General features: G+C 38.8%; 8 protein-coding genes and 1 pseudogene. 6 read left to right on the forward strand and 3 right to left on the reverse strand.

The features are described from left to right. The first annotated feature begins 3 nt into the window (after window positions 1-3). Entirely contained in the window at window positions 4-993 is a 990-nt protein-coding gene (iolC, locus tag AC2TDL_RS16200; protein WP_484697101.1) for a 5-dehydro-2-deoxygluconokinase, read from the forward strand. 61 nt (window positions 994-1,054) lie between these two features. Continuing rightward, on the forward strand, window positions 1,055-2,509 hold the full coding sequence (locus tag AC2TDL_RS16205; protein ID WP_484701236.1) for a CoA-acylating methylmalonate-semialdehyde dehydrogenase: 1,455 nt from the start codon (window positions 1,055-1,057) through the stop codon (window positions 2,507-2,509). Between the two features lie 209 nt (window positions 2,510-2,718). Here the strand turns inward: AC2TDL_RS16205 and bglS are convergent, their stop codons facing one another. Next, on the reverse strand, window positions 2,719-3,435 hold the full coding sequence (gene bglS / locus AC2TDL_RS16210) for a beta-glucanase (RefSeq protein ID WP_484697102.1): 717 nt from the start codon (window positions 3,433-3,435) through the stop codon (window positions 2,719-2,721). Window positions 3,436-3,858: 423 nt separating this feature from the next. Between bglS and AC2TDL_RS16215 the strand changes: the two are divergent. Then, a pseudogene (locus AC2TDL_RS16215) lies at window positions 3,859-4,246 on the forward strand (transposase); the annotation flags it as partial. Window positions 4,247-4,528: 282 nt separating this feature from the next. Beyond that, entirely contained in the window at window positions 4,529-7,090 is a 2,562-nt protein-coding gene (locus AC2TDL_RS16220; RefSeq protein ID WP_484697103.1) for a carbohydrate-binding domain-containing protein, read from the forward strand. A gap of 206 nt (window positions 7,091-7,296) precedes the next feature. On the opposite strand, the gene AC2TDL_RS16225 is transcribed toward AC2TDL_RS16220, so the two are convergent. Continuing rightward, window positions 7,297-7,653, reverse strand: a complete 357-nt coding sequence (locus AC2TDL_RS16225) for a hypothetical protein (RefSeq protein ID WP_484697104.1) — start codon at window positions 7,651-7,653, stop codon at window positions 7,297-7,299. A 284-nt stretch (window positions 7,654-7,937) separates the two neighbouring features. Here AC2TDL_RS16225 and AC2TDL_RS16230 point away from each other — a divergent pair, with 284 nt between their 5' ends. Both AC2TDL_RS16230 and moaA read left to right on the forward strand, forming a co-directional pair. After that, window positions 7,938-9,977 (forward strand): methyl-accepting chemotaxis protein, encoded by a 2,040-nt coding sequence (locus tag AC2TDL_RS16230; protein WP_484697105.1) that lies wholly within the window; start codon window positions 7,938-7,940, stop codon window positions 9,975-9,977. A gap of 223 nt (window positions 9,978-10,200) precedes the next feature. Further along, a complete protein-coding gene (gene moaA, locus AC2TDL_RS16235; RefSeq protein ID WP_484697106.1) occupies window positions 10,201-11,214 on the forward strand; it encodes a GTP 3',8-cyclase MoaA in 1,014 nt (337 codons plus the stop codon). 42 nt (window positions 11,215-11,256) lie between these two features. Here moaA and AC2TDL_RS16240 read toward each other — a convergent pair whose 3' ends face one another. Continuing rightward, entirely contained in the window at window positions 11,257-11,532 is a 276-nt protein-coding gene (locus AC2TDL_RS16240; RefSeq protein WP_484697107.1) for a hypothetical protein, read from the reverse strand. Window positions 11,533-11,705 lie beyond the last annotated feature (173 nt).

The following is an 11,705-nucleotide window of genomic DNA, read 5'->3' on the forward strand; positions in this document are numbered from 1 at the left end:
GAGATGCTAGCATTTGACCAGAGCAAGCCGCTAGATTTTATTGCATTAGGGCGCTTATGTATCGATTTAAATGCGAATGAAATTCATCGTCCGATGGAAGAAACGGTCACCTTTACAAAGTATGTTGGCGGCTCACCAGCAAACATCACCATAGCTGCTGCCCGACTTGGCTTGAATACAGGGTTTATCGGACGAATTTCCGATGATCAGCATGGCAGATTTATACGCAATTATTTAATAAAAAATGAGATCGACACATCACATGTTATAACTAATGAAAGCTATTCAGTGACTGGACTGGCATTTACTGAAATTAAGTCACCAACGGATTGCAGCATTCTAATGTATCGTGATAACGTTGCAGATTTAAAGCTTGAACCAAAAGATATTGATGAAGATTATATTAAAAGCGCTAAGGCATTATTAATTTCAGGAACTGCACTAGCAGCGAGCCCATCGCGTGAAGCAGCATTAAAGGCGGTAGAGCTTGCCAAGCGAAACGGCGTCATTGTTATGTTTGATATTGATTATCGGGCATACACTTGGGCTTCAAAGGAAGAAGCGGGCATTTATGCCAGTTTAATTGCGGAAAAAAGCGATGTTATCTTCGGTGGCAGAGAAGAATTTCAGTTAATGGAAATTATGCTTGGACGTGAAGCTGATGATCAGCAAATTGCTGCAAGATGGCTAGATAAAGGAGCGAAGCTTGTTGTTATAAAGCATGGCGGGGATGGTTCAGTTGTGTATACCGCAAGCGGGGAGCAGTACGTCGGAAAAATTTATCCTGCTAATGTAGTTAAAACATTTGGTGCAGGGGATTCCTATGCGGGTGCATTTATTTATGGTCTGCTCACTGGTGCAGATATTCCAACCTGCCAGAAGTGGGGAGCAGCGGCTGCATCAATTGTTGTAGCAAGTCATAGCTGCTCAGATGCAATGCCAAGGTTTTCGCAAATAGAGGAGCTGATTGCTCAGCATGAACAACAGGGATAGCTGATTAGCCTACTAGAGACTTAATGCGGTTGAAACAGAAGAGATAGAAGTGAAGGGAGAAATGGAGATGTCGGTTCAACAAATTCAAAACTTTATTAATGGCAATTGGGTAGATTCACAAAGCGCTCGTCGCGAGGATGTCCCAAATCCCGCGACAGGCGTGACCATTGCAACGGTGCCTCATTCTACGCGCGAGGAAGTTAAGGAAGCGATTGCCGCAGCAAAAGCTGCTTTTCCAGCATGGAGAAATACAGCAGTTCCTCGTCGTGCGAGAATCTTATTTAAATATCAGCAGCTGCTTGTTGAACATTGGGAAGAACTTGCCAAGCTAATTACAATCGAAAATGGAAAAAGTTATTCCGAAGCATACGGAGAGGTGCAGCGCGGGATCGAATGTGTAGAATTTGCAGCAGGCGCGCCAAGCTTAATGATGGGCAGCGTATTGCCAGATATTGCAACGGGTCTGGAATCTGGCTTTTATCGTTATCCGCTTGGGGTAGTTGGCGGAATTACTCCGTTTAATTTCCCGATGATGGTGCCATGCTGGATGTTCCCGCTCGCGATTGCATGCGGCAATACATTTGTTTTGAAACCATCAGAGCGTACGCCAATTTTATCAAATCGTTTAGCCGAACTAATTACAGAAGCGGGCTTGCCTGCAGGAGTACTAAACATTGTGCATGGATCGCATGATGTTGTTAATGAGCTTTTAGAAAATGAAGACGTAAACGCGATTTCCTTTGTTGGTTCACAGCCAGTTGCAGAATATGTCTATAAAACTGCTGCCGCACATGGCAAACGCGTTCAAGCTTTAGCAGGGGCTAAAAACCATGCAATCGTTATGCCAGATGCTGACCTCGATCTTGCAGTTAAAGAAATTATTAATGCATCATTTGGTTCAGCAGGCGAACGTTGTATGGCAACCTCTGTCGTAGTTACGGTTGGCGATGTTGCTGAGCCATTAATTGAGCGATTAGTTGAAGCAGCGAAAAATATTACGATTGGCGACGGTAGTGAAGGCAATTACTTCCTTGGACCAGTTATTCGTCAAAGTCATAAGGAGAGAACATTAGGCTATATTCAATCAGCGATTGACGAAGGAGCCGATTTGCTGCTTGATGGTCGTGAAGCAGTTGCGAATATGGATAAAGGTTATTTCGTTGGGCCAACAATTTTCGATCGGGTTACAAATGAAATGAAAATTTGGCGTGATGAAGTATTTGCACCTGTATTATCGATTGTTCGTGTTGATACGTTAGAAGAAGCAATCGCACTGGCAAACAAATCAGAATTTGCCAACGGCAGCGTGCTGTATACCAATAGTTTAAAAGCAATGCGCATTTACCGTGAAAATATTGACGCAGGGATGCTCGGTATTAATGTTGGCGTTCCAGCACCAATGGCTTTCTTCCCATTCTCTGGCTACAAAAAATCATTTTATGGAGATTTACATGCCAATGGTAAAGACGGCGTAGAATTTTACACAAGAAAGAAAATGGTTGTTGCTAGATACTAGAGTGTTAGGTTTGAAACTGCACAAAGCTATGATATGAATCCCCCTTGATATATTATATATAGAAATAAAATTAGAGGCTGGAACAAAACTCGGCCAAATGAAAGAAAACTCCTGGTGCTCCACAAAAGTAGAGTGCCAGGAGTTCATTTTTTAAATAAAAAGAGCAAACGGTGAAATCTATCTCACTCAATAGATTTGAAAACTCATCGTTAATTACTTGTATATCTTACGTAATCATAGTATGCATAAAGTGGATTTGCTCCGTTATAAGTTCCTGTCCAACCATCTACGCCAGTTGCATTCCATAAATTAACCATAATTCTGCCTGGTGTTGATGGAATATTTGAATATGCAGTATGTTTTAAAACACCATCTACGTACCATTTGATATATCCTGGTTGCCAATCAAATGCGTAAGTATGATATGCTTGTGAAGCATCGAATCCTAAGTCTACGACGTGTTCATGTCCACCTACGCCATTTGTATAGTAGTTGAACTGAACTTTTGTCGTATCTTTACCTAAGAATTCAATATCGATTTCATCCCATTGTGTACCATCGGATGGGCCCGTGTAGGTGAAGAAAGAGGATACTACACCTGGATTTTTAGCTGGTTTCATACGAACTTCGTAATATCCATAGCCAAACTTATAATTGGTTCGGAATTCTCCACAATCAAACTTGTTGTATGAAGGACTTGTAATTGCTAGTCTTAACTCGCCTCCACTTGTGAAAGAGACGTTGTTGGCACGCCATGTACAGTTAAACATTCCGCCATTGGACCATCCATCTGCTTTGTGCCATGCATCAGTATTGTGGTAATTGAATGGTTCATAAAAAACAGTTGCTGCAAACACAGAGCCAGTAAGTAGAATCGCCATGGTGACTGCTGCAACGATGCCTGAAATCCAAGTTTTTCTCTTCATCGATGAACCCTCCTTAAATAAAATTAATTACATAATTAGCATAATTTGTTTATTATGATGGGTAAATGACAATGATTTAGCTATTATAATAAAAAACTAATAACCTGCTAATGGTTAACTTTATATTTGGCTTTTAATATTAAAAATAATAGCAAGTTAACAAGAGAGTTAAATTCGTACATGAGGATTAAGAAAATACGAAATTCTTATTAACTATAGGAATAAATAAATCTACTAAATTAAATAATTGCTATAAAAGTTAATTGTTTGATATTGAATAGTAGATTTATTGATAGAGAAAAAGTCTAATCAACTGTACAACGAGTTATTGAAACAAAAGAGCATTCCAGAGCTTGAACATGAGCAAGAACTCTCTACGGAAAACTTATTGGAGCTCGCAAAACACCTCGATCGTGTGGTTGAAAGCTATACAAGCTCAAAGCCGATCCATTTCAAACGAGTAACTGGCACTACGATGCTGAGAAAGATGGTTATATTTGTCCGAACGGCATGCACGAAGGCAGGAGAAGGAAGAAACCGACAACTGATGATCAATGCACGTTGGGAACAACAAAAAACTTATGTAAGAGAGCAGCTTTTAGGAGAAAAAACAGGTGAGCTCTACCGTTAACGAAAAATTGACGTTGAGCCAGTTTTTGAATTCTTGAAGGCTAATTTAGGTTTCACTCGTTTTTCGGTTCGTGGAAAATGGAAGGTGGAACTTGAGATTGGACTAGCCTTAATGGCAGTAAATTTTAGAAAATATGTGCTACGAACGGATCATGGAACTAAAAAACAGAGCCCAAAATGAGCAAACGGTGAAATCTTTGAGCAGATTTCACCGTTTGCTTGTTACTGGGCAATGCTTATATTTTTACATCGAAGCTGAAGATGTGCTGAAAATAGTACGTTTTAATATAATTTTTAATCTTGGTTTCAGATTTCGTCATTACATTTAGAAAAAGAGAAAGGAGAAAGGATGAAATTTAGGAGTGGATTAGAACGGCCTATACATTTGCTTGCTTTTAAAAGTATAGGAAATACGTAAAGCCAAATAACTTATAAGATTAATTGATATTGGAGTGAATAAGAAATGAAACATAACCCATGGATTTATCGTGTCTCAATTGCAATCATTGTATGTGTATTAATTATTGCAGGAACATGGTTTAGTTCATCCAATGCTTCGAATGTATCAATAGTAGCAAAAGCAGATGGAAGGCCTCTTACCGTGACATTTGCTAAAGATGATATGGATTCCTACTGGAACTCACAGACTGCAACAAAGATTCATTTTAGCGACGCCGGGATTCAAGTATCAGGAAATGGCACAATGCTAGAAGATAATGTAGTAACTATTTTGTATGGCGGAGTTTATGAATTATCAGGCTCAATGAATGATGGTCAGTTGCTTATAAAATCAAATAATTCTAGAACTGTTCACCTAGTGTTCAATGGCATAAATTTAACAAGTGAAAATAGTGCCCCAATCTATATTAATCAAGCAGAAAAAACAATCATTACGTTAGCAGAAGGAAGCGAAAATATATTGACGGACGGTTCTAGTTACTTGCTCGAGGGAGCAGAGGATGATAAGCCTGCAACAATTTTTAGTAAAGATGATCTAGTATTTAATGGCACAGGAAAGTTAACCATTAAAGGAAATACCAGTCACGGTATCGTAAGTAAAGATGATTTAGTTTTTATTTCAGGAATTTATGATATTGAAGCAGTAGAGGACGGAATTCGCGGACGAGACTCTATTGCAATTAAAGACGGTAGCTTCACCATTCATGCACAAAATGACGGCTTGAAATCCAACAACGATTTAGATGAGGACAAGGGTTATATTTATATCGAAAATGGACAGTTTAATATAACTTCCGGTCATGACGGAATTCAGGGCTTTAGCAATGTTGTATTGCTGGATGGGGAGTATCAAATTGTTGCTAATGGAGGTTATGTTAACGGACCTGAAAGAAGCGAAGAAATGATGGGTATGCCAGGCGGGGGTATGCGAGGCGGGATGCCATTTAGCTTCGATGAATCAATGATGCAAAGCATGCTGGAACAATTTAAAAATGATGACGGTACCTTTACCCTTCCAGATGGTTCAACGGTAACTGAAGATGAAGCAGAAGAGATGATTAAACAATTTAGTCAACGATTTGCTGACGGACAAAATACGACTGAGCCATCTTTGCCAACAGGCGATGTCAATAGTCAGGGGATAGCTCCAGCACAGCCAAATGGCGAAGCAAGCAGTCAAGGTGCGCCGCCAGCGATGCCAAATGGCGAAGCAAGCAGTCAAGGTGCGCCGCCAGCACAGCCAATAGGAGAAGCAAGCAGCCAAAATAAGGCACCGACAACGTTAACTGAAACGATTGACCAAATGAATCAATCAATTAATGATGATGCGAACGAAGAAACAACTGGTGTTACAGAAAGCGACAGTTATAAAGGAATTAAATCAGATGGCGCGATTTGGATTGAGAATGGGGTTTACAATTTGGATACGGCGGATGATGCCATCCATTCTGGTGCTGCGCTTACTATATTACAAGGTGATTTTACAATCTCTACTGGAGATGATGCGCTTCACAGTGAAACTGACTTAATTTTGTATGATGGTGAATTCAATATTCTGAACGGCTATGAAGGTATCGAGGGCGTTCATGTAACAATTTATGATGGCAATTATACAATTAACGTAACAGACGATGGAATTAATACAGCTTCTGGTACAGCAGAAGAATTTCCAATGATGAACTTTAACATGAATCAGAATTTTAACAATTCATCTAACAGATCTGAATCAGAGGACACACAAACTGCCGATAATCGTGCAATTAGTGTAAATACTGGCGAAACGATGAGAGGAAGCGGTCAAAGACCACAACGACCAGATCAACAAACGTTCTCCCAAGCATCGGATGAAAACGGTGAAGTAAACAATTCAGCTGAGACAAACGGACAGTCAACAATGAATAACTTCCCTGGCAGAGGTCCAGGAGGTGGCGGTATGGGCGGAGGGATGATGGAATCCTCTGATGGCAGCTCTTTAAATATTTACGGTGGCAATATCATCATTTATTCAAGTGGCGATGGAATAGACTCAAATGGAGATATAACCATTTACGGTGGTAATATTGTGGCAGTAACCGATTCAGATATTGGTGGTGACGGCGGTATTGATATAAGCGGTTCTTTGAAAATACTTGGCGGTACCATTCTTGGTGCTGGACCGTTTGAAGCCAAACCTATTGAAGAATCTACCCAAGCATCGCTATACTATAGTGCTTCAGAAAAAGCTGAAGAAGGATCAACGATTGAAATTTATGAAGGAGAAACTTTAATTTATTCTGTCACGCTGGATAGTAAATTCTCAAATGTGTTGTTTAGCAGCGATAAGTTAAAAGCTGATGCAAACTACACATTGAAAATTAATGATAACGCTCAGGAGCTAACTGCACAAATTAGTCCGGAAGGTGCCGGTACGATGGGCTTTGGTGGCGGAGGAGGCTTCCCAGGTGGAGGTTTCGGTCAAGGTATAGGAGGCTTTGGACGAGGTCAAAGAGATGCCGCCGAAGCTAATACAGATTCTAGTGCAGAATCAAACACAGACTCTGCTGAGAATTCTAGTACAACGAACTAATGTTAAGTGTATAAAGCTCCGAGCGGAGAAAGTAAACGACTGGAAACGACAGCGTTCCGCATTTAAAGCCTGTTGCTACCCTAATCTATTCATAGTAACAGGCTTTAAAAAGCGGGTGAAAAACGGTTAATCCGAAACATGTAAATCGAAGACGTTTATTCCCAAACGACGAAAGCTAACAACTATTTCTAGAAAAAAAGAATTGGTCAATTTTTAAGCTCTAAATCGACTACTTCAGCATTAGTTAAGCCAGCATTTCTAGCAAGTCGTGATAATTGCATTTTTAAAACACTGTTTTCTTTAATTTTGAAAAAGATTTTATTGAAGCCGCTTGTTTTATATAGTCCCATAACCCTCTTTAAATCTTCTGCCAGCTCAGGAGTTACGACCTGCATATCGACACAATCCACTTCTAGTGTATATTCTGCTGCATTAATAGAATTCATTGTGGCATGATAATCGTTAATGAAAACAGAAGAATCTTCTAAAGTCATTCTACCTTTTACGGAAATAAATACTACTTTACTCACTGTGTTTACTTGAATGTTTGTTTTTTTTTTCATATATATTCCCCTTAAATAATTGAATTAATAACAAAACATTTAAATAATTATTATGAATGTAATAATAACACCTAGCTTTAAATATACAAAGGTAGATTAAGTAATAAAATGAAAACGCTGTATTAAAGATTGGTTCTCTCATATATTTCCAAAAATAATACGATAAATAATATTCATATATGATGTTGAAGAACCGATACAAGAGAATGGGGTCAGATCAATAAACTAATTATTTATTAAGCCCACTGACAGCAATGAATAGACACAGAGAGGAAGAGACAGAAATGGGCAAAGCAAGAAAACAAAATACTTTAAAAGCAATCTGGGATTATTTTCATTCAGTAAAAGCGCGATTAAGCTTTTCTTTATTGGTGATATTAATAATCCCAAGCACATTAATCGGGGTCTTCTCTTATCAAACAGCAGCAAATCAAGTTGAAAAGCAAATGATTGATAAAGCAGAGACGAGTATGACTTTGCTTAATGGAGTAATCAATCAATTTATTATGGCGAAACAGCAGGAAATAGATATGTTAGCGCATACATTAAATGGAGGCATGATTAAGGTTAAACCTGGTTCGAATGTTGGTATTAGCAGTGAAGCTACTAAAACATTGGATACGTTTAAAAATAGTCATGCAGAGGTTTCTCTTGCTTACATAGGAACTGAGGACGGCGTTTATATCAATTCACCTTCCAATTTATTGAATCCAGCAGATTTTGATCCGCGAGTTAGATCTTGGTATATTGCTGCTATGGAGAATAAAGGAACTCCTATTGTGACATCGATCTATGAATCTAAAGCTACTAATTCTCTTGTTATTACAATCGCTGAAGCTACAGCTGATAATAAAGGAGTAGTTGCGCTTAACGTAGAGTTGGATCAAATTAAAGAGATAGCAAAATCTATTACGATTGGTAATCAAGGATATGCATATGTCATTGATGCTGAGCGCAATTTTATTTATCATCCTGAAAAAGAAATTGGTTCGCAAGCTCCAGACACTCCTCAATTTAATCGGTTATTTGAGGAGGATAACGGTACGTTTGAGTACAAAAATGATGAGACAAAAAGCTATAGGGAAGTAGTTTTTTTAACAAATGAACTTACAGGCTGGAAGCTTGTCGGAGTGTTTGATAAATCTGAGTTTGGAGAAACGGCATCTCCTATTCTGCGTACAATGCTTATTGTTTTAATTATTTCGATTGTTGCAGGATGCTTAATTTCGTATACTGTACTTCGTTCAATTATTCGACCGATGAATAGAATTCTTGCAGCTACAGAGAAAATAAGTTCTGGAGATTTAACTGAAGAAATCGTTAATCATCGCAAGGATGAATTTGGCATTTTGAATAATAGCTTTAATAAGATGGTTCGCTCTATACGTTCAATATTGTCAAATGTTAATGAGACATCGACTCAAGTTGCTGCTTCATCTGAGCAGTTAAGCGCGAGCTCAGAGCAAACTACAAGAGCTACTGAGCAAATTTCAGAACATGCGCAAAGTATGGCTGAAGGCGCAGAGAGTCAAGTTCAACAAGTTAACCATTCACTTGCAACGGGAACGAAATTAGTTGAGCGTTCGCAACATATAGCTTTAAGCGTAAATGAATTAAGAGAAAAGGCAACAACTGCTACTGAGCATTCGGAAATTGGCGGACAAACTGTAAAATCGGCTGTCTATCAGATGAATTCTATCTATAAAAATGTAGGCTCATTGTCATCCGACATCGAGCAGCTTGGCGTACGCTCTACAGAAATAAGCAATATCGTCAACGTCATTAAGGATATTTCTGGACAAACTGGCCTGCTTGCACTAAATGCAGCTATCGAAGCGGCTAGAGCAGGGGAACAAGGACGCGGTTTTGCAGTCGTTGCAGATGAAGTTCGTAAGCTTGCCGTCCAGTCAGAAGAAGGAACAAAACAAATTGAACAGCTAATATCAACGATTCAAAAAGAAATTAATATGGTGGTAACTTCTGTAAAGGCTGCAGCTTCGGAAACAGAGCAAGGTATTCAAATCATTCATCAAACTGGTGAAAAATTTGATGAAATTCGTAAAGCGATACTGCAAATTACTGAGCAAATTGAGGCTGTTTCAGAGCAATCTCATTTGATTTCAACGGATATTGAAGTTATGTCAGGTGCAATGAATAATATTTCAGATGTGTCTGTTGAAACTTCGAGCTCAACACAAAATGTAGCAGCGGCTGCTGAGCAAACACTAGCCTCAATGGAGGAAATTTCCTCATCCGCTGGAGCATTAGCTAAGCTGGCCGAGGAGTTACAAGATTTAATTAGTGAATTTAAGCTTTACAAATAAATCTTTGATTTTGGCATTCAGCATGTCGCTATTTCGACTGCTGGATGCTTTTTTTGATTGATGGTTTCTGTAATGATAAATGTTGACGCGGAGCGTTATCTCGTATTACCATGTGATATGCCTATCTTTTATATGAAGGGCTAGATGGCATAATAAGTCTTACAAATGAAGATAAACTTTACGCTGCACAACAGACCAGATTAGATGAAAGAAGTGAACTAAAATGACGACACCAGTACGAGACAAGCTTCATAGACCATTGCGTGACTTGCGGTTGTCAGTAACAGATCGCTGTAATTTTCGCTGCATTTATTGCATGCCGAAAGAAGTCTTCGGCGATGATTATTCATTTTTACCGCAACAAGAGCTGTTATCGTACGAAGAATTTATAAGACTGGTCAACATTTTTGTGAAGTTAGGCGTAAAGAAAATTAGAATTACAGGCGGCGAACCGCTATTACGTAAAGATTTACATGTACTTATTAAAGGAATCCGTGCAATAGCAGGGGTAGAAGATATTGCCTTAACAACGAATGGACTTTTACTGCATAAGTATGCCAAGCAATTGTTTGCTGCGGGGTTAAGAAGACTCAATATTAGTTTAGATGCGCTGGACAGAGAAGTTTTTGGATATATGAATGGCAGAGGCATTGATTCAGCACTTATATTAAAAAATATTGATTATGCCAAGCAACTTGGCTTTGAGGTCAAAGTTAATATGGTGGTGCAAAAGGGACTAAATGATGAAGAAATCATACCGATGGCGTCCTATTTCAAAGATCGCGATATAACTTTACGATTTATTGAATTTATGGATGTTGGCAACGATAACGGTTGGAGTTTTAAACGAGTAGTGACAAAGCAAGAAATGCTTGATTTGCTGCAGCAGGAATATGTATTAAAGCCAGAAGCGCAAAGTTATTACGGCGAAGTTGCTAAATATTATCGTTATAACGATAGTAAAGCACGGCTAGGCTTTATTACCTCAGTTTCTGAATCGTTTTGCTCCACTTGTACGCGTGCCAGAATATCCTCTGAAGGAAAAATGTATAATTGCTTATTCGCAAGCAATGGCTTTGATCTGCGAGCTTTGCTGCGCGGTGGCAAATCAGATGATGAGCTGCAGGCAGCTATTTCACAATATTGGCTTGACCGTACAGATCGTTATTCTGATGAGCGTACAGAGTTTACTGCTAACAATCGGAAGAAGATAGGAATGTCATATATTGGCGGATAATTAAAATATAGCGAGCGGTTAAGCTCGCTTTTTATGTTATAGTTAAAAATTCTCGACAATGTCTTTATATTTATTAAATTCTTCTTCTGACATATCACCGTTAATTTGTAACAGTACTTTGCCAGAAGCAGCAGTCCAACTAAAAAATAGAGCAGACGCTTTTCCTATTTCGTCATAGTACATTTTCATTTCTTCTAAATCTTCCTTATTATCATAAATAAAAACACGGCCGCTTTTCTCTTCGCCAAGCGATGGGAGATAGAAAATTACTGCATCCTTTGCTTTCATTGGAGCAATACCGTAATCATCTTTTGTCATAGCTCTAGCATTTTCTGCTTCTAAGCCATACTCTTTAAAAGACTGAATAACATCATTTGCGGTTATTTCAGATTTGGAATTTGATCCGCACGCAGTTAGCAGTACTAGAAACGATATTAAGATAAGTGCAACGGTTTTTTCATAAAACGACTCCTTCTTCCAAATTTTGATAA

Source organism: Paenibacillus sp. plas6, assembly GCF_057221655.1.